We start from the raw sequence: 19,055 nt of genomic DNA on the forward strand, positions 1-19,055 counted from the left end.
AAAATCAATTTGACCTCGGCATAACCGCCGCTGACGCTTTGCTTTTGCTACAGATAAATTGCCACAGGACATGGCGTCCTAGGCTGAGTTCCTCTATTTCAGCGGATACTTTTGTACCTAAAGCATAGCGACAGGTACAGATGTTTGGACACCAGCTGAAAGAAGTTAAATATTTATTGTTTGTTGAATAAGGTTTGTTAACGTTTTGACACCTTTTTGTTCTAAATGCACACCGTCTGGCGCAAAATATTCTGGGTGGTTGATAGCAACCGAATGCCAATCAATCAATGTAATATTATCATGCTCTTGAGCTTTTTGTTGTAATGTAGAGTTTACATTACTTTCCCATGAGCGAGGTACTCGAGTATTCACTAAATAAATATCGGCATTGGAGAAAGCGTTAAGTAGTGAATCGATCTGATCATTCGTAAAGAAACCATTTGTGCCAAGCTGAATAATAACCGCTTTATTTGGCTCATTAAAACTAGCATAATTTGGTGCCAGTTGGACAGCTTGTGAAACTTGACGACCAATTTTTGCATCAATTGTAATGTTAGGATAGATATTATGTAAGCTAGTAGCAATATCTATCATTAAAGAATCTCCAATAGCTAATATACCATTATAGGATTCATTTGAATTAGCGGTTATATCATTTTCTCCTTGCTTTGGTTCTTCTTTATCCGCTTGAGGGCTAGTTTCAGTTTTTTCATGCTCAACATTCGATGAATTACTTTCCGTTGTTTCTTTTTCATCATTATGCTTAGAAGGTTGCTCTTCACCATTTATTTTAATTTCTGTTGGCTTAGATTCTTTAGATTCCGTTTGTTCTTTTCCTATAACGCCTGTCATTCCAGTAAAAAATACTAGAAGAAATAGAGAAACAAGCACAGTAGAAATTTTTCTAGTAAACGAAAAGCTGCCCCATTTATCTTTATTCACTACAAGATATTGTCGATAATAGGAACGGAATCCTTCTTTCCTTATTGGCATTTCAATAAAACGATACGATATTTCTGCAATAATCAAAATAAGTACTAGCTGTAAAGCAACTCGCCAGTATGCAGGATTACCTATTTCGTGAACTGGAGTACCCAACACCATAATTGGATAATGCCATAGATAAATTCCATATGATCTTGAACCGATCCAACGTAGAGGCTTCAAAGAAAGTAATTTTCCTAAAATGCTAATTGGATGACAAACACACGCTATTAATATAGCTGCATTCAAACAAAATAGGAACATGCCCCCTCTATATAAGAAAGTTTGATATTCATTTACAAAAATAATACTTAATATGAAAATACTAAAAGCAACCAAACTTATAGCATTTAGTTTATTGACATGGTCAGTAGATAGTTTTTGAGAAGATAGTCTTTTCATCGGCCAAACGAGAGCTAGCCAGCATCCTATAAGTAATTCAAAGGAACGTGTATCTGTCCCGTAATATATACGACTAGGATCAGCTCCTGGCTCATACAGTATACCCATTAACACAGCCGAACATAATGCACCGCTAAAGATAAAAATGGCTAATTTACTCTGTTTTTTCACAAGATAAAGTCCTAGCATTAACAGAATTGGCCAAATAAGATAAAATTGTTCTTCAATTGCTAAAGACCATAAATTTTTTATAGGTGAAGGGGATCCAAAACTATCAAAATACGAGAGCTTATGAAAAATGAACCACCAATTACTTGAATAAAAAATAGAGGATATTGCATCTCCGCGCAGTGTATGGAGAAGTTCCTTATGAAATAAGGTAGCCCAAGCGAATGAAGTTATAATCATTACATACGCAGCAGGTAGTAGGCGTCGAAATCGTCCAATCCAAAATTCACCTAGCCCTACTTTTAATCGATTTCCTTTTAAAGGTAAAATAGTAGACGTTATTAAGTAACCCGATAAAACAAAAAAGATATCAACTCCTAGGAACCCTCCACTGGCCCATTTGAAGTTAAAATGATAAGCTATCACAGCTAGTACTGCTAAAGCTCGAATCCCATCTATTCCAGGGATATAACGATGATTGACTGTCTTGCCTGACATAAAATTCCTTCCTCTTCTTCCGATAATCTACAAATTTATAGTGTGAAAATTAATATTAAGTCAATATCGTCCCCTTTTAACTACTGATTCGGTGCATTCACTTATATAAATGACGGATGAGTATTTATAAAAGTTTACTTTTTTATCACATAAACAACATTAAATTAACTTCATATGTATAGTTGCCCTTCATTCTTTTAAAATGAAGGTTAATCTTATTCATATTTTATCCATCAAAAAAGCATCTCCAAAATGGTAGATGCTTTAAAAGCGTATTTCGCCTATTGCATATGCTTCTTCACTTTTACAACTCATCGTCAAATCTTTATGTGCTGACTCGAAAATTATAAGGCAAGAAATGAATAATGAAAAGGTTTAATTACTATTTTTTCTTAAATAAATTCCTGGTATTTTTGCTAAAAAATCTACTTTGTCCAAAATGTAATTAAGTGCAACGTCTCAATAAAAAATTGGCAAAAAGAAGACTGTAAAAAAGCCGCTTTTCGCCAATTCCAAATTTTTATTCTTGTTTTCCTGTAATGAAGGATTTTGATATAGCTTTTCCTATTACAGCAATCGTACGATTCAATTCTACTTCTGTATTATCAATTCCACCTAGTTCGATTAATATCATTTCTTTTGTTAAATCTTGATTATAACGTCCATCTACATTGTCACCACTTTTTGATATAACACCTCTAGAAATTTTTGGCACAATTCCATTCATGGCAGCAGATAGACTTTCTGCATAAGCAGTATTCCATCTATAATTCTTATGCTCTGCACCAATAACAATCGCAATCCGTGCATAGGACTCATTGTTATATGTTAAAGTTGTCGCATCTCTCTTGGCAGAATCTCGATGCAAATCAATAACTAAATCGTACGATTGCTCTTCTAAACGTTTTGCTAAATAAGGCCGTACAAAGTTGTAAGAGTACGGAAAAGTTTTCCCCTTAAGTTTTAGTTCCTTCATAACATCCACATCTAAAACGTCGGTTTGTATTCCATTCGTACTAAAATGCTTAGAAATAGTATCTTTTAATTGATAAATATTCGTTTTTTCATCATAAACGGCGGCTTTCCCGCTAGCAGCTTTCACTATTGGTTGATATGATTCTTGTGAATGCGTAAATAATAACAATACTTTAAATGGGTTTTTTGTTTGAGCTTGTGTTTGATCTTTTGTTGCTTCTTTTGTTGCTTCTTTTGTTGCTTCTTTTGTTGCTTCTTTTGTTGCTTCTTTTGTTTCCTCTTTTGTCTGCTCCAGTGCACTTTGTTCAGCTAAATTAGTAGCGGCATACACGACTTGTTTATCCTCTGGTTCTTTAATCGGAGTCGATGCTTGCTTGTTGAACGGAAGTTGCCCAGCAATGACAGGTAATACGAAGAAGAACAATAATAAACCAAATGACCACTGTAGTTTTTTTAGCAAAGTCACACCCTCCTCCCCTTATCGTATGGAGGGGATGTGTCTTTTAGAACGAAAAAAATTATAGATTATTAGCCCATGTCATAAGCATAGATGACACGAGTTTTGCATACTTATCTACCCAATAATCAGCTTCCTTTGGCGTAACCATCAGCTGTGTATGCGAGCCTGCGAAAGTCTCAGCAAATAATTGCTGACGCTCTTCTTTAGACCATGTAGCCCATTCGCCAAAAATCGGCTGTACTAAAGACATATCTAGTTCTTTAGTTATATCAGGTTGCCAAGACGACAATGACAATTTTGATGAAGGTTTACTCCGCTCTGCCACTCGTGCAGCTATAGAACGTAGCATTACTTCTACAGCATCCGCAATTAATACAGGTGCATCAACTACTGTTGGGATACCAATTGCGGTAACAGGAATGCCAAGCATCTCATATGAAATTTCCTTACGGTGATTTCCTACGCCTGATCCAGGGTGTATCCCTGTATCCGTTAATTGAATGGTTTTACATAAGCGATCACTAGCTCTCGTTGCAAGTGCGTCTACAACAATAATTAATTTTGGTTTAAGACGCTCTGCCAATGCAGCTACAAATTCACCAGTCTCGTATCCTGTTTGCCCCGTTACACCAGGCGCATACATGACGAATTTTTCATCTATTACATCTAAACTATGCAAATGATCAATAAGATACGGTCCTATAGCATCTGGTGTAATTGTCCGATTCCCTAAACCAATAATTAAAATTTTGTCATCTTCTTTCCATGACATGGATTCATGCATTTTTTTAAAATTCACAAGCAATTCTTTTTCAAGCTGCTCAAAGCCATCCTGATCTTCTAACGTCAAAGTAGGAACAGAAAGCGTAATGTACTTCCCTTTCTTCTTCCCAATTTGCTTCTCACCTTCTGCATCAACGAGCACATCAGTAATTTTTACCCGACCAGCAGTGAGATCTTCAATTTGAACACCACTCGACTCTTTAAGTTTATCTTTTTGCTCTTTCGTTCGATGTAAAACAACCTCTTCAGACTCATCAATCAAATCCGTACGTTGCCAATTAAAATTTTGCATACAGTTCACCTCAACTGTAGTTTGTTCAAACTGTCAAGTAAATATTCTTTGCATTTATCTATTGCAATTTGTCCTAGCGTTTGTTAAAATGATTTTTGTTGTATTGACACAAGAAATCAATGAGAAGATATCATCTCGTACCTATTTTAGGAGGTGAAACATATGCCAAACATTAAATCTGCGATTAAACGCGTAAAAGTTAACGAAAAAGCTAACGCTGCTAACACTCAAGCTAAATCTGCAATGCGTACTACAGTGAAAAAAGCTGAGAATGCTGTTGCTACTAAAGCTGAAAACGCACAAGAACTTTTACAAGCAGCTTACAAATCTTTAGATAAAGCAGCTTCAAAAGGACTTATCCACAAAAACGCGGCGGCTCGTAAAAAGTCTCGCCTTGCTAAAAAAGCGTAATTGTTATAAAAGATCAGTTTACTCAATTAAGAGTAGCTGATCTTTTTAATTTTCAAGGAAAAAGCTGCCCCTAGTGCTCCGGACAGCTCATCAATAGATGTATTTTACTACACAATTCTTAAAGCTGACGTAGTAAAAAGAGTTCTAAATAACGCTCACGATTGCCTCCTGTTGATTTCAGTTGTAAATCGACCTCTGCTAACTGATATAACGCCTTCAATAAGCTTTCCTCTGATGGACGATTACGCTGCTCAACCATCAACTTAACCCGATAAGGATGTATTTTTAAATTTTTTGCGATTTGCTGTGGGTGATAGCCCTTTTTTAATAAATAAAACACATTGGACATCGTACGTACATTTGATGCTAGCAAACCAACAAGCATAATAGGCTCTTGCTTTTGACGTAATAAATCATGGTAAATAGACAATGCCCCTACTGAATCGTTTGCAAAATAAGCATTTAACATTTTAAAGGCATCCTGCTCTAACGTTTTTGCCACTAAATCCTCGACTAGCGTAGCAGTTATCTCACCGCCATCTCCGATATAAAGGGTTAGCTTGTCAATTTCCATTTGCAACTGTAGCATATTCGATCCAACCATTGCGACAAGCTGCTCAATCGCATTTTGTGTAATGCTGTTGCCCTCTGCTTTAACTCTACTCTGTATCCACACAGCTAAGTCCTGCTCTTTTGGCGTTTCGGCTTGGACTAATAACGCATGCTCCTTCATCATCTTTGTCACTTTTTTACGTTCATCCAATTTTTCATAAGGTGCGATAAAAACTGTTACGGAAAAATCAGAAGGATTAGCAAGCCATGTTTCTAAGCGCTTCATATCATGGTCAATTTTTTCTTTTCCTTTTTCAGTTGCCTTTAAAAAGGATGCGTTTTTAGCAATGATCAGCTTTCGCTCAGAGAAAAAAGGAATTGTATCAGCTTCATCCATAACGGCATCCACTGGCGTTTCTTCCAAATCAAATGTTGACATCTCTATCTCTTCTTCGGGTCCTATCGCTTCTTTCAATCGTTTAACTGTTTCATCTATAAAATAGCCTTCCTCACCAACGAGTAAATACACTGGTGAGAGCTCTCCTTTTTTGATATTATTCCAAATCGTTGAAATCATAATTTTCCCTCCATCTAGCAATACTACTAGTATACATGATTTGAAATTCCTTTGTGACTTTGACCGAATTGTGTCGATTCTTTGCCACATGGTAAATTCTCCGTTTCGATATAGCTTTTATGAAAACGATGTCTTATAATAAATAACAGAATTGGAGGGATAACAATGAATCCATTTGAAGGAAAAAACATACAATGTCGCCGTAACGATGCAACTGATTCAGGAGTTGGCTTCGGTGTATCTTTCGGAATGTTCGCACTTATGTTTCTCATCGCGATAGTAGTAGAAGTAGCCTCTAAATAATTGAATGTCATGTACTTAGGAAAAAGACCTTGCTCATTGGACAAGGTCTTTTCCCTTTTGCACAGACCAACTATTGCCACGAATTCTTACTTCAATCGTCCCATCTATTCCAGTTGTTAAAGTAGCTAAATTTCGACTTGTAAAACGCTCCACTATCTCAGCATGTGGATGACGATAGCGGTTATTGAGCCCCGCGCTGAAAATGGTTAATTCAGGTCGTAGCAGCTCTACAAAAGGCTCAATACTCGATGTTTTACTGCCATGGTGTCCAGCCTTCAACACTGTCATATTCGCTAATTGCTTGTTATAAAGATGAATAAGCTCCTGTTCACCATGTTCCTCTAAGTCACCCGTTAACAACGCTCGAAATGACCCCTGCTGCATATATAATACAATTGAATCATTATTCCCCTCATACAAGGTGTCACGCGGCCATAAATAATAAAAACTAGTTTTTCCTATGCGCCACGCAGCTCCCTGCATTTGTTCTTTCACAGGAACTTTTTGCTTTTTGGCTTCCATCAGTAAATCCCGCATGACAGGCTTATCCATCGAACCAGGTGTGAGATGAATTTCATGCATAGTAATCTCTTGCAAAATCTCTTCAGCTCCTTCTACGTGATCGGCATCTGCATGAGTGGCGATAAAAATATCAATGTCTCGTATCCCTTTTCCTTTCAAAAACGGTACAACAACTTGTCTTCCAACCTCATATGGGCTTTCTGAAGTCTTCCATACTTCCTGCTCAAAGCGTAGTAAACCGCCTGAATCAATAACATACACAGCCCTTCTAAACGGTAATTCTATAACTGTACAATCACCTTGACCAACATTTAAAAATGTCAGCTTCGTTTCGTTAAACAACATCGGTAATAAATGAATACACAATGCAGGAATAAAAATGACAATTACAAATTTACGATAATGTTTTATCTCTAAAAAATAGAATCCCACTAAAACGCTGATAAACGCTATGCAAATAAGCCATATAGTAGGCTTCCCAGGCGACCATAGCTGAAACGGCAATTCCTGAAGAGATAAAATAAACTTTGTAAGCCAAACACGGAGCGGCTCGTATCCAGCAAACAAAGCTTTTGCTACTGGCATCGATATAATCGTTATTATAAACATGGCAATATTTAAGGGCAAAATAACAAAAGAAAACAATGGTACAAAAATAATATTTGCTAAAAATGAAGAAATAGAAATTTCATAAAAATGATGGAGTAATAATGGATAAACAAGTAGCTGGCACACAAATGTTATAAAAAATGAACGAATCAACCAGTTCGTGGATCGCCTTAAAATGACACCTGAATAGACTAGACTTACCGTTGCTAAATAGGACAATTGAAAGCCAATCTGAAAAATGACACCGGGTTCAAGTAGGACAAAACAGAGAAAGCTAATTGCTAGGGCATCGTCAATCGATATTTGCCACCTAGCGTAACGCATCAGCATGATTAATTCTACAACAGATACTGCGCGCCATACGGAAGGAGCACCACCCGCAATCACCCCATAGATAGGTAAGATGATGAGTAAAACTAAGGTCGCCATTTCCTTCCGTACGCCTATTCGTAGAAGGCCTTCAAAAAACAACCATGAGACAAGTGCCACATGCAAACCAGAGATAGCAAATATATGAGTGATACCAAGCTTTTGGTAGGCTCTTTGAAGCTCATGATCCACTTGATCCTGTAATCCTATTAGAAGTGCTTGTCCCTCTGCAACTAGTGAATCAGGGAATGTTGTTTCAATATGCTTTTTCATAAAGTGTCTCTGTTTAGCAAGAAACGAACGTATAGATTTTTTCTCTTCAATAAAGGTCCATCTTGACACTTCCAATATTCCTCTGGCACCTTTACTAATTAAATAGTTTTCCATAGAAAACGCATACGCGTGCGCAGGTGGAAGTGGTGCTACAAGTTCTCCTTGAACTAGATAGGTCCTGCCTGTCAATGAAATAATCTCAAACAAGCTTTTCTCTTCTTCTGATGAAAATGTATAGACGACATACAGCTTCTCACCTGTTTCAGTTTTAACAAAGCCTCTAAGCTTTTGACCATTTATTTTATATTCACTCGACCAAGTTATGGAGAATATTGACGGTAGAGGGGAAGATTCCGTCAGTTGAAATGTTACGATGAAGAAATAAGAAAGAAATCCAAAGGCTATAACAAGCGCTGAAATTAAATGCCTTTCACCTTTCCATTTAAGCCATAACGCAAAAAGCAGAAGAATAGTGAGTAGCCAAGCTGACTTGTGTGCCGCTATTGAAGCAACAAGTACAGCTAGTGCTACGTAAATCCATTTATGCTTTAAAGCTTTTTGCCAAATAATGCACTCACCTTCTGTTCATATGGGAGCAATTTTTCTGCAGGCATACCACTCTCACGAAGCTCGTTTAGCATGTCTATGTACAAGGCTAATTTTTCGTCGCTTAAAAAGTCAATTTTACGTTCATCAAACGGAACGTGTACAACCTCTACACCTGCTTTTTCAAATAGTTCTTGTGCATAAGGGTTATTTTTATAATCAGTAGCGTAATACACTCGTTCAATACCTGCTTGAATAATAGATTTCGTACATGGTAGACACGGGAAATGCGTAACATATAAGTCTGCACCTTTTGTAGGCGTACCATATTTAGCACATTGTAGCAGTGCATTCATCTCGGCATGCACTGTACGCACACAATGGTTTTCCACAACATAGCAGCCTTTTTCAATACAATGTTCATCACCTGTAATTGAACCGTTATAACCACCTGCTATAATTCGTTTATCTCTAACGACAGTTGCTCCTACTGCAAGCCTTGTACATGTACTACGTAATGCAAGTAAATGGCTTTGCGCCATGAAAAATTGATCCCAAGTAATTCGCTCCATATGACTACCTCCATAAATTTAAAAGCTGTTCGTTTTGCTCTTTTTATACTATAGTGTAGCCCTTTTTGAAAAGAAACGTCAATATCTCAAAACCTGTCATTACTTAACGGTAATAAAATCCTTCAGTCTCTCAAACGTTTTTTCGCCAATACCACTCACTTTTTTTAAGTCCTCAATTGTTGTAAAACCACCATGCTCCTCACGATACGAAATAATGCTTTTCGCCTTAGATGGACCAATACCTGATAATGTCGAAAGTGCAGCTTCATCTGCTTTATTTAAATTAACTTTTTGATCTTTTACACCGTTGTCACCTTGTGATGCTCCACTAGTAGGCATCGTCAACATATTAGAGGTAATATCGTTAGGCTTTTCACCCTTTAAAGGAATGTAAATAACCATCTCATCCTCAACTTTTTGTGCATGATTAATGAGTAGCGTATCAGCATTCTCAGTATAGCCTCCTGCAAGCTGTACTGCATCTATAATTCGCTGGTTAGTCTGTAGCTCATAGACACCTGGATACATAATAGCACCCTTTATATCAACAAATACCTGCTGTATGACCGCTTCATCAACAGAGTCTTTCATATTTGGTTGTTCAATAGGTTGGATTGTTTCGATGAGCTCTTCTTGGGGAGGTGAAGAGTCAGATCTCGAAAAAACGAAGTAACAAAGTCCACTGATTACTAGTATGCCGGGGAGCAACATACTTTTCTTGTACTTTTGCCAAAAAGATTGGATCATCTAATAACATCCTTTCCTTTGCAAAAGGTAATCATATGGAGTCTATTTCATCTTACAATATCCTTCTTGCGTTGAAAAGATAATTTATCTATTAAGACAAAAACGAAGGCACCTGCCCTTTGCTTATTATGACACTGACATAATGTTGTGAAATCATGTTATTATTGGAATCATAAAGGTCACCACCAAAACGACTAATTTACAGCACAATTAAAAAAATGTCATCTACCACTTTTGGTGATGAACCACAATAAAAAAGACACATTATGCCTTTGCGTACTGAATGGAGGAATAATATGCAGCTAACTATACAGGCAAAGGGAGAAAATGTAAAAGCTATCTCCTACTTACTATCAAAAAATCCGAATAATTTATATGAACGGCGCGTAAAGGATCATTTAGTTCGACTTGTTTATCACGAGCTTTCTGAAACAAGTCTTGTTGTGACAATATTTGTTACACCAAATGCACTCGCACTTGTTCAAAATGACAATGCACTTGATATTACACATTATATTAATGACCGTGAATTCGCCGCTAGTAGTATTTTTTTATCCCTTATCCGTTCTGCTTTAGGTACTGCGTTAAATGGTAAACCAAAAGAACAATATATTGAATTTGTAGCTCAAGCATTTTCATTTTCATTTGAATTCGGTCCAATCGCTTCAGCTATGACAAATGAAGCTATACATGAATTGTTTCAGCCTCTTGGATACACTGTAGACATTGAAGCTTTGAGTAACGACCATCGCGCACGTTTTCTTACATTATCTGCGGACATTACGCTACAACAAGCTCTACAGCATCTCTTTGTACTGATCCCCGTTTTAGATGATTATAAGCACTACTTTATCGATGAGTTGGAAGTTGATAAGCTTAAACGATACGGAGAAGGCTGGTTAGATACACATCCAATGAAAGAATTTATTTTTAAAAAAGCTCTACGCTTCTCCCATTTATATAATGGAAACACAGCACCACAAAATGTAACGCGGTCACTCAATACATTACGCTACGAAAAAATTGTTGAAACCATTAATAATCTACCTCGAAAATCATCAATTGTTGATTTTGGTTCTGGTGAAGGAAAGCTTTCAAGTTTACTTGCCTACGTTAAAGGAATTGACGAGTTGCTTGCGGTTGAACCAAGTGAAGCTGCAATGAAAAAAGCAATCAAGCGTTTTGAAGGCTTAGAGGATGCATTTGTAACCCCAAAACCTACATGGGGCTCGCTATTTTATTACGATGCTCGATTAGAACATAAAGACGTCATTGTTTTATGTGAAGTCATTGAACATATTAATGAAGAACGATTACCTAAAATAATGGAGTTGATTTTAACTCAATATAGTCCTCAAACATTAATTGTGACAACACCAAATGCCGAATACAATGCTGTTTACAAATTGGATGAAATGCGTCATGATGATCACCGATTTGAATGGACACGCCAACAATTTCAAGAGTGGTGTCATGCGATGAATCGCAACGAACAATATGAGCTTTCATTTACTGGCATCGGCGATCAACATGATAGTTACGGACAACCAACCCAAATGTGCATTTATACGAAAAAGGAGGAGAATGTATGAACATCAAGATTCCACATGCAGGGATTGTTCTGCTAATTGGTCCATCCAATAGTGGAAAATCTACTCTTTTACAACATTGGGTTAATACAGGTATGCTTTCTCCTTCTGAAATTATTAGCTCTGATGCTTATCGGACACTTGTTTCAGATACAGATTATATCGATTTTCAACATCATTCGAAGGAAGAAGCGGATTTATTGTATGATGAATATTTCGCTATTTCAGCACAAGCCTTTGCAGTTATGGAACGCGTATTAGAGGCTAGAAGCTCATTAAATAAATGTACCTTTGTTGATGCTACACATTTACAATCAGAGGAACGTCAAAAATATATTTCACTTGGAAAAAAACTACATGTTCCGGTTAGTGCAATTGTATTGGACATTCCTCTTGATGAATTGTTACATCGAGATACTTTGCGCAAAGACCCAAGAGGTAGTAAACGTATTAAACAGCAGGCACGTTTATTAAAATCAGAAAAACGATTTATTAAAAAAGAGTCGTTTACAAAAACCTATATTGTGACAGACACGGATGGACTAACATTATCAAGACAAAAGTCACCGCTACTGTTAAATGTAGAAGCTGGGCTTGATATTATTGGTGATATTCATGCCTGCTTTAATGAATTTATCGAATTACTTGGTAAGCTAGGCTACGAAGAAAATGAGGAAGGTTACTATATTCATCCACAAGGTCGACGCTTTGTTTCAGTTGGAGATATTATGAGCCGAGGACCAAAATCAATTGCAACGATGGACTTTTTTGATCGCCATATAGAGCGTGGGCTTGCCTATATGACTGACAGTAATCATGGCTGGAAAATAGCTCGTTGGTTAGATGGACGCAAAGTAACATTACATCATGGGGATGAACTAGTTGAAGCTGAATTTAATGCTTATGAAGAAGATTACGGAACGGAGAAAACAAATGCCTTAAAAGCTCGTCTCGCAAAATGTTTACTTGCTGCTCCCTCTCACTATTTGCTAGTGAATAATGGCATTTCTTCAGCTGTTGTTACACACGCAGGTATCCGTGACCGTTATATAGGCAAACAATCGACAAGGATTTCTGATTTCTGTCGTTACGGTGATGTTCAGGGGCAAGATAAATCTGGGAAACCTATTCGTAATGATTGGTTTATAGAGCATCAAACATCACAGCTTATTATTTGGGGGCATGATCCTAAAATTAATCCGTTAAAGCAAAATAATACGTTGAATATTGATCAAGGTGTTGTTTTTGGGGGTCAGCTAACTGCTTTTCGCTACCCTGAAAAGACAATTGAGTTTGTGAAGGCGTATAAAAACTATGCCGGTATCGAACGAAATCCTCTACTTGAGGCAAAAGCGCAACGTTTTGCACCACCAAACATCGGGGCATTTTTAGAAGGATTCACAGTGGAAACTGCCTACTTTAACAATGTACAAATAGGCGGTGCTCATGCAAAGGCAGCAATCGACAGTGTTTCTCATTATGCACTGCCGTTAGAACAGCTAGTTTATATTCCACCTACGATGAGCCCAACACCACAAACATCTTCGTTAGCAGATACGTTGGAACACCCTTCTGAGGCATTTGCCTATTATAAAAAGCACGGTGTCCAGACAATGATTGCCGAGAAAAAACATATGGGTAGTCGCGCTGTTCTTTTACTGTTTAAAGATGCGCTTATTGCAAAGGAATACGTTGATACAGAAACACTTGGTATCATTACAACTAGAGCAGGAAGACGGTTTTTCGATAAAGAGACGGAACAAAAAATTTTGCAACAACTTCATACAGAATTAATAGAGAAAAATTATTTCGAACATTTTAATACAAATTTCGTACTACTCGATGCAGAAATTTTACCTTGGAACTTAAAAGCGCAACAACTAATCGATCAACAGTATGCACATGTAGCTGAGCAAGCTCTAATGGACCGCACAAAGCTTATGGAGAAACTACGTGACACAGTACAAATCGATGTTTCAGAATGGCTTCAGGAGTATAAGGGGTTACTTGAAAATGCACAACGATTTTCAACTGTTTACCAAAATTATTGCTGGGATGTCCAAGATGCTTCAGCTATTCAAATTGCGCCCTTCCATGTATTAGCACATAGTTCGGAAACGTTTTTCCATAAACCGCATATATGGCATATGGAAATGAATCGACTATTTGCCAAAAATTCAACATTATTTATTGAAACAGAGTTTAAAGTCATTACGGATGACGCTTCTGAACAAGAGATCATTACTTGGTGGGAGGAAATGACTGCTGCTGGTCATGAAGGTATTGTTATTAAACCTGAAATATTTGTCACAAAATATAATGGTAAGCTCATTCAGCCCGCAATTAAAGTACGTGGTCGTGAGTATTTACGAATTATTTATGGTATGGACTATTTAGAGCCTTCACATTTAATGAAACTGAAGGAACGTAATCCAAGTAAGAAAATGAAGCATGCATTGCGTGAATTCGCGCTCGGACTAGAAGGAATAGAACGTTTTGTTAAAGGGGAATCGACTGCTCGTATTCATGAATGTGTACTCGGGACATTAGCACTCGAAAGTGATCCTGTCGACCCTAGACTTTAGTAAGATCGCCACTCATCTTAATGTGGAGGTGAACACAATGTGTTGCTTTCTGGAAACATTTTGGTGAAGAACTCTTTTTCTGACGTTCTATCCGTCACTTTTATTTTTATGGTCATAAAAGTGCCTCACTGCCTATTGGACAGTGTGGCACTTTTCATCATTACTTTCTACAAGCGTTATTCTGCTAAGATATCATTAAATTTCGCTTGTAGCTCAGTCGTTAGGATTCCCTCATTGTAAAAATGGCGGATAAATACATATTGCATCATATCATCCTCTTGAGATGGACTCATCTGTACTAATATATGATTAATCTCCTTAGCGAGCTGTACTGGATTGGCGTACATCGTATTCCAAGCGCGAACCTTTAACTCTAAATCTGTACCAAGAGCCGCTTCTTCCAAGTCCTGTATTGGTATTGGCTCACTAAAGTGGGCATACGGATCTTCATATGTATCTGTATGTAAAAAATGAATACAATCTTCTAACTTGTCTGCCACACGTATTGAATCTACAAAAACGCCATGTTCATTTTCATTTAGATGACTATCTTCAAAAATTAAAAACGGTGCATGGTGCTGAAGCCCAACCACTTGCTTTTTACATTGCGGCGTAATAAAGATTAAGCCGTTCTCTAGCTGTAATGTTTGAACATATGCAGCAAAATTACCACTTTCAGCAAAGTCACTATATGTTTTTGGACGATAATAAAATTCAGCGTCTAGCTCCTCTGCTTCAATCGTCCACTCTACCTCTGGGCAATCAAAATAACGCGAAGTGCAAAACCATTAGCTGTTTTTCTGAGCTCATCGTAAATATAAAACTGCTCTGGAACTACTTGACCTAACTCACTTTTAATATTGTTAAACGTTAAATAAATGATTGATTTTGCAGTAAAGCCTCCTGCCATATCAAGTGTTAGTACAACTTGAGTAGCCGTACAGCGAATACTAACTACTTTTGCATCATGAAGACTTTGCTCAAAGACCTCTCTTGCCTTTGATTTCATATAAGCTAACGTTTTCTGCTTTTCCTCATATGCCGCATCGAGAATATTTTCAAATAGCTGCTCCTGTTCATTTCTCCATCGTAAAAATTCTTTCCGTACATGTTTAGGAACTTCTAGTGTATTCAACGTACCATCTAAAACATATGGTTGAAACCTCAGTGGTAAATCGTTCATTAAACTATCCCGTAATACATCTAACTCCTGCTTTTTTTCCTTATATAAATCAATATCATTTTCCTTTGCATCAGCAAGGCTCTGTATCCAATCTTCATCAGATTCGTCAATAAATAGTCTCATCGCATTTTCATACGCTTTTTTCTCCTGTAATGTTAAATGCCACATAATTTCAGCTCCTTTAATTAGGTTATAGATAACAGAAATACTCTTTCGAATGAAAAGTAAAAAAAGCTCACTGGTTAGTTTACCAGCGAGCTTTTTTACTATTTTACCGCACGGATAAAAATGCGTTCACTTTCATATTCAGGGCTTTCATCTGTAAAATCTGCTGTTACTTCTACATGGTTAAAGCCAATTTCCTGAAGCCACGCCATATATTGCTCAATTGAGAATGTGCGTTGGCTATGCTCCTCGTCGAAGCGTTCATACAGATTACTCTCACCATCACGCACATAAAACGTCATTTGGTGGACAACGGAATATTCGAAATCGCCTGGTTCCGTATGCCATACATAGCTAATATCACCATCGTCATACGTAAACGGCCCGTCTAAAAATATATCATTCATTTTAAATAATGAATGTACGTCAAAAAACAGCTGGCCTCCATCTCGTAAAGCACCATAAATACGTTCTAATGTTGAATAAACTGCTTTTTCTTCCAGTACATAATTCAACGAATCAATAGCTATCGTTACAACGTCAAGCGCCTCAAAGCCCTCTAATTCATCCATCGACAGACAATAGAGAGGAACATGTAATCCTGCATCAGCAAAGCGCTCTGCGGCAATTGAGAGCATATTTTCAGACAAGTCAATTCCACTCACCTTGTAGCCTGCCTGCGCAAACAGCAGGCCAAGCACACCTGTACCACAGCCGATATCTAAAAGATTTGGGAATTGACTGCTCGGTGCATGCTGCAAAACCCAATCCACATAAAGATTGTATGGGATATCGGTTTGCAGTTCATCATACACGTGTGCAAATCGTTCGTAACTACTCACACTTACGCCTCTGGCATGTCTAGTTGCGGTGCATCGCCCCATAGACGCTCTAAGTTATAATAAGCGCGTTCATCTTTATGGAATACATGCGCTACTACATCTCCAAGATCTACAAGAACCCAGCGCGCTGCATCAAAGCCTTCTACACGGCGAATTTCATAGCCCTCTTTTTCTGCTATCTCTTGTAATTCACGTGCGATTGCTTGCACTTGGCGATCAGAATTACCATGAGCAATAATAAAATAATCTGCTAAAAGTGAAATGCCTTGCATATTTAAAACGACAATATCCTCACCATGTTTGTCGTCAATTGCTTTGTAAGCTGCTTGTAATAAAGTTGAAGTCATCCTTCACTGTCCTCTCTTTTCATCATATCGTTGTAACATTCTATTGATAATGGATAAATTGGTTGCTTTGTGTCAATTAAAAATGCCAATGTATGGCGCACACAAGCACTCATCGCTTTATCCAAATTTTTCTTTGCCTTTTTTCGCAGACGATCAACCCCATCAAATTTACGATTAGGTTCTATCATATCTGCAACAAAAATAATTTTTTCTAGACGGCTCATGCCTACGCGTCCTGTAGTATGAAAACGAATAGCATTTAACATATCCTCATCCGTAATGCCAAATTCGCTTTCTGCAATATATGCACCTACTGGACCATGCAGTAATTCACTACCCCAGCCAATAAGGCGAGCATCTAATTTTTCATCACGGACGATTTTCTCCATCCATTCGATATCTGCATATTTCGCAATATCATGAAGGATGGCAGCGATTTCAGCTTTTTTTTCATCCTCGCCATATAATATTGCTAGCTCGATCGCTGTTTCCATTACACCAATGGTATGAATATAGCGCTTCTCAGGCATGCGTGGCTTAATCGCCGCTAAGTACTGTTCGCGTTCCATATAGACCTTCCTCTCGTATGAACGTCTCTACCGCTTCAGGCAGTAAAAAAGTAACCGTTCCTCCAGTGGCAAGTCGTTCACGAATCAGTGTGGACGATAAATCGATTTGGGGAGCTTCCACCATTACTATAGGATACTCTGTAGTGGCCACTGTTCCTGGACGCTTTACTCCTACAAATTGCACAAGCTTCACTAATTCATCAATACAGTACCATGTATGAAGCGAATCAATCATGTCGCCTCCAATGATAAAGTAAAACTTCACATTAGGCTCTCTTATGCACATTGCAGAAAGTGTCTTATATGAATAGGATACGCCACCCTTCTCCACCTCATACGACTCGACAGAAAAATACGGGTATGGACTTATTGCACGCTTTACCATTTCAAGGCGTTCCTTATCGCTAGCATCATGACGTGCGAACTTATGTGGTGGCAACGCATTAGGCATAAAGCGAACTTCATCAAGATCTAATGCATGCAGTACTTCATTAGCCATCATTAAATGTCCATTATGTGGTGGATTAAATGTACCTCCCAGTAAACCGACCTTTTTCATCGTCTCACCTTATTTCGTTGCTTTTGGTAATGCAATCTTTTTATGATTGCGTGACTCTTTATATAAAACAACTGTTAGTCCAATTAATTGCACAAGCTCTGCATGAGCACCTTTAGCAAGTGCTTCTGCAACTTCATGTTTATCGTCTTCACAGTTATCTAAAATACGTACTTTGATCAACTCTCGTACTTCTAATGCTTCACGGATTTGCTTTGTCATTTCGTCATTAACGCCGCCTTTTCCTACTTGGAAAATCGGTGTTAAATGATGTGCTTCTGCACGTAAAAAACGTTTCTGTTTACCTGTTAACATAAAAATTAGTTTCCTCCTAATTGCGCCTTTAATTGCGCAATCATTGAATTTGTATTTGGGTATTCACCAAGCCAATGCTCAAAAGCAATAGCCCCTTGGTGAACGAACATTCCAAGACCCGTAACGACGGTTGCTCCTTTTTCCGCAGCCGCTTTTAAAAAAGGCGTCATTAATGGATTATACACAATATCGGCCACAATTGCGCCTTTTGCAAGTCGTTCTAATGAAAATGGCATTGAAAAATTACCCGTAGCAAGTCCAGCCGATGTCATTTGCACTAAAATGCTGAAATCAGCTAATAATTCCTCAGCCTCCGCTAAAGAAATGGCATGACCTACACCCATTTCATCGACAATTGCTTGGGCATTTGCCACTGTACGGTTTGCAATGGTTAAATTCGTATAACCCTGCTGTTGCATGGCAAAAGCAATACCACGAGCAGCACCGCCCGCACCAATTAGAAGAACTGGCTTGTCTTTATGTGACTTACCAACCGCTTCTTCTAGCGAACGTACAAAACCAACACCGTCTGTATTATAGCCCTTTAATGTTCCTTCTTTTGTTCGGACAACCGTATTGACAGCTCCCATTTTTTTTGCCAACTCATCTAGCTCATCTAAATAAGGAATGATCGCTGTTTTATGTGGGATTGTAATATTCCAGCCACTAGCACCTAATGCTTTCAGGCCAGCAACCGCCGACTCCAAATTTTCAGAAGACACATGCACTGGAATATAAGTTGCATCTATCGACATTTCCCCGAACCAAGCATTATGCATCGCTGGGGATTTTGAATGCTCAATCGGATCACCCATAACTGCAAACCATTTCTTCATTTCCTAATCCCTCTTCTCTACTTAT

Annotated in this window: 19 protein-coding genes; 4 read left to right on the forward strand and 15 right to left on the reverse strand. The window is 37.9% G+C overall.

Annotated features, from left to right (window positions below):
• Nucleotides 1-165: 165 nt before the first annotated feature.
• From ACIQ7N_RS04525 to gpr, 3 genes are all read right to left on the reverse strand, one after another.
• Complete coding sequence (locus ACIQ7N_RS04525) at nt 166-2,052, reverse strand: acyltransferase family protein (RefSeq protein ID WP_402930500.1); 1,887 nt, start codon at nt 2,050-2,052, stop codon at nt 166-168.
• 520 nt (nt 2,053-2,572) lie between these two features.
• The gene (gene spoIIP / locus ACIQ7N_RS04530) at nt 2,573-3,487 is read right to left on the reverse strand and encodes a stage II sporulation protein P (protein ID WP_483869812.1); all 915 of its coding nucleotides are present in this window, start codon (nt 3,485-3,487) and stop codon (nt 2,573-2,575) included.
• A gap of 58 nt (nt 3,488-3,545) precedes the next feature.
• The gene (gpr, locus tag ACIQ7N_RS04535; RefSeq protein WP_402930503.1) at nt 3,546-4,562 is read right to left on the reverse strand and encodes a GPR endopeptidase; all 1,017 of its coding nucleotides are present in this window, start codon (nt 4,560-4,562) and stop codon (nt 3,546-3,548) included.
• Nucleotides 4,563-4,724: 162 nt separating this feature from the next.
• On the opposite strand from gpr, the gene rpsT reads away from it, so the two are divergent.
• Nucleotides 4,725-4,973 (forward strand): 30S ribosomal protein S20, encoded by a 249-nt coding sequence (gene rpsT, locus ACIQ7N_RS04540; RefSeq protein ID WP_132356899.1) that lies wholly within the window; start codon nt 4,725-4,727, stop codon nt 4,971-4,973.
• Between the two features lie 118 nt (nt 4,974-5,091).
• Here rpsT and holA read toward each other — a convergent pair whose 3' ends face one another.
• Nucleotides 5,092-6,102: a DNA polymerase III subunit delta gene (gene holA, locus ACIQ7N_RS04545; RefSeq protein ID WP_402930504.1), complete on the reverse strand. Its 1,011-nt coding sequence runs from the start codon at nt 6,100-6,102 to the stop codon at nt 5,092-5,094.
• A 165-nt stretch (nt 6,103-6,267) separates the two neighbouring features.
• Between holA and ACIQ7N_RS04550 the strand changes: the two genes are divergently transcribed.
• Nucleotides 6,268-6,405: a YqzM family protein gene (locus tag ACIQ7N_RS04550; RefSeq protein ID WP_142508925.1), complete on the forward strand. Its 138-nt coding sequence runs from the start codon at nt 6,268-6,270 to the stop codon at nt 6,403-6,405.
• Nucleotides 6,406-6,438: 33 nt separating this feature from the next.
• Here the strand turns inward: ACIQ7N_RS04550 and ACIQ7N_RS04555 are convergent, their stop codons facing one another.
• The 3 genes from ACIQ7N_RS04555 to ACIQ7N_RS04565 all read right to left on the reverse strand — a co-directional run bounded on the left by ACIQ7N_RS04555 (nt 6,439) and on the right by ACIQ7N_RS04565 (nt 10,043).
• Entirely contained in the window at nt 6,439-8,385 is a 1,947-nt protein-coding gene (locus ACIQ7N_RS04555) for a DNA internalization-related competence protein ComEC/Rec2 (RefSeq protein ID WP_402930506.1), read from the reverse strand.
• A gap of 341 nt (nt 8,386-8,726) precedes the next feature.
• Nucleotides 8,727-9,296, reverse strand: coding sequence for a ComE operon protein 2 (locus tag ACIQ7N_RS04560; RefSeq protein WP_142508927.1), 570 nt, complete (start codon nt 9,294-9,296; stop codon nt 8,727-8,729).
• A 99-nt stretch (nt 9,297-9,395) separates the two neighbouring features.
• Nucleotides 9,396-10,043: a helix-hairpin-helix domain-containing protein gene (locus ACIQ7N_RS04565; protein ID WP_402930507.1), complete on the reverse strand. Its 648-nt coding sequence runs from the start codon at nt 10,041-10,043 to the stop codon at nt 9,396-9,398.
• A gap of 296 nt (nt 10,044-10,339) precedes the next feature.
• On the opposite strand from ACIQ7N_RS04565, the gene ACIQ7N_RS04570 reads away from it, so the two are divergent.
• Entirely contained in the window at nt 10,340-11,635 is a 1,296-nt protein-coding gene (locus ACIQ7N_RS04570) for a methyltransferase domain-containing protein (protein WP_402930509.1), read from the forward strand.
• On the forward strand, nt 11,632-14,217 hold the full coding sequence (locus ACIQ7N_RS04575) for an AAA family ATPase (RefSeq protein WP_402930510.1): 2,586 nt from the start codon (nt 11,632-11,634) through the stop codon (nt 14,215-14,217). Before ACIQ7N_RS04570 ends, ACIQ7N_RS04575 begins: the two co-directional genes overlap by 4 nt.
• A 176-nt stretch (nt 14,218-14,393) precedes the next feature.
• Here ACIQ7N_RS04575 and ACIQ7N_RS04580 read toward each other — a convergent pair whose 3' ends face one another.
• From ACIQ7N_RS04580 to aroE, 8 genes are all read right to left on the reverse strand, one after another.
• Nucleotides 14,394-14,810 (reverse strand): hypothetical protein, encoded by a 417-nt coding sequence (locus tag ACIQ7N_RS04580; RefSeq protein WP_402930511.1) that lies wholly within the window; start codon nt 14,808-14,810, stop codon nt 14,394-14,396.
• 155 nt (nt 14,811-14,965) lie between these two features.
• Nucleotides 14,966-15,568, reverse strand: coding sequence for a DUF4085 family protein (locus ACIQ7N_RS04585; protein WP_402930512.1), 603 nt, complete (start codon nt 15,566-15,568; stop codon nt 14,966-14,968).
• Between the two features lie 98 nt (nt 15,569-15,666).
• Complete coding sequence (locus tag ACIQ7N_RS04590) at nt 15,667-16,407, reverse strand: class I SAM-dependent DNA methyltransferase (RefSeq protein ID WP_402930513.1); 741 nt, start codon at nt 16,405-16,407, stop codon at nt 15,667-15,669.
• A 2-nt stretch (nt 16,408-16,409) separates the two neighbouring features.
• Nucleotides 16,410-16,754 (reverse strand): ribosome silencing factor, encoded by a 345-nt coding sequence (gene rsfS / locus ACIQ7N_RS04595; protein ID WP_132356907.1) that lies wholly within the window; start codon nt 16,752-16,754, stop codon nt 16,410-16,412.
• On the reverse strand, nt 16,751-17,323 hold the full coding sequence (gene yqeK, locus ACIQ7N_RS04600) for a bis(5'-nucleosyl)-tetraphosphatase (symmetrical) YqeK (RefSeq protein WP_248716624.1): 573 nt from the start codon (nt 17,321-17,323) through the stop codon (nt 16,751-16,753). The genes rsfS and yqeK overlap by 4 nt, the downstream gene beginning before the upstream one ends.
• Nucleotides 17,292-17,882 (reverse strand): nicotinate-nucleotide adenylyltransferase, encoded by a 591-nt coding sequence (locus ACIQ7N_RS04605; protein ID WP_248716625.1) that lies wholly within the window; start codon nt 17,880-17,882, stop codon nt 17,292-17,294. The genes yqeK and ACIQ7N_RS04605 overlap by 32 nt, the downstream gene beginning before the upstream one ends.
• Before the next feature lie 9 nt (nt 17,883-17,891).
• Nucleotides 17,892-18,194 (reverse strand): ribosome assembly RNA-binding protein YhbY, encoded by a 303-nt coding sequence (gene yhbY / locus ACIQ7N_RS04610; protein ID WP_132356910.1) that lies wholly within the window; start codon nt 18,192-18,194, stop codon nt 17,892-17,894.
• Nucleotides 18,195-18,199: 5 nt separating this feature from the next.
• The gene (aroE, locus tag ACIQ7N_RS04615; protein ID WP_132356911.1) at nt 18,200-19,030 is read right to left on the reverse strand and encodes a shikimate dehydrogenase; all 831 of its coding nucleotides are present in this window, start codon (nt 19,028-19,030) and stop codon (nt 18,200-18,202) included.
• Between the last annotated feature and the right edge of the window lie 25 nt (nt 19,031-19,055).

It is taken from the genome of Lysinibacillus sp. NPDC095746 (assembly GCF_044763535.1).
Taxonomy (GTDB): Bacteria; Bacillota; Bacilli; order Bacillales_A; family Planococcaceae; genus Lysinibacillus.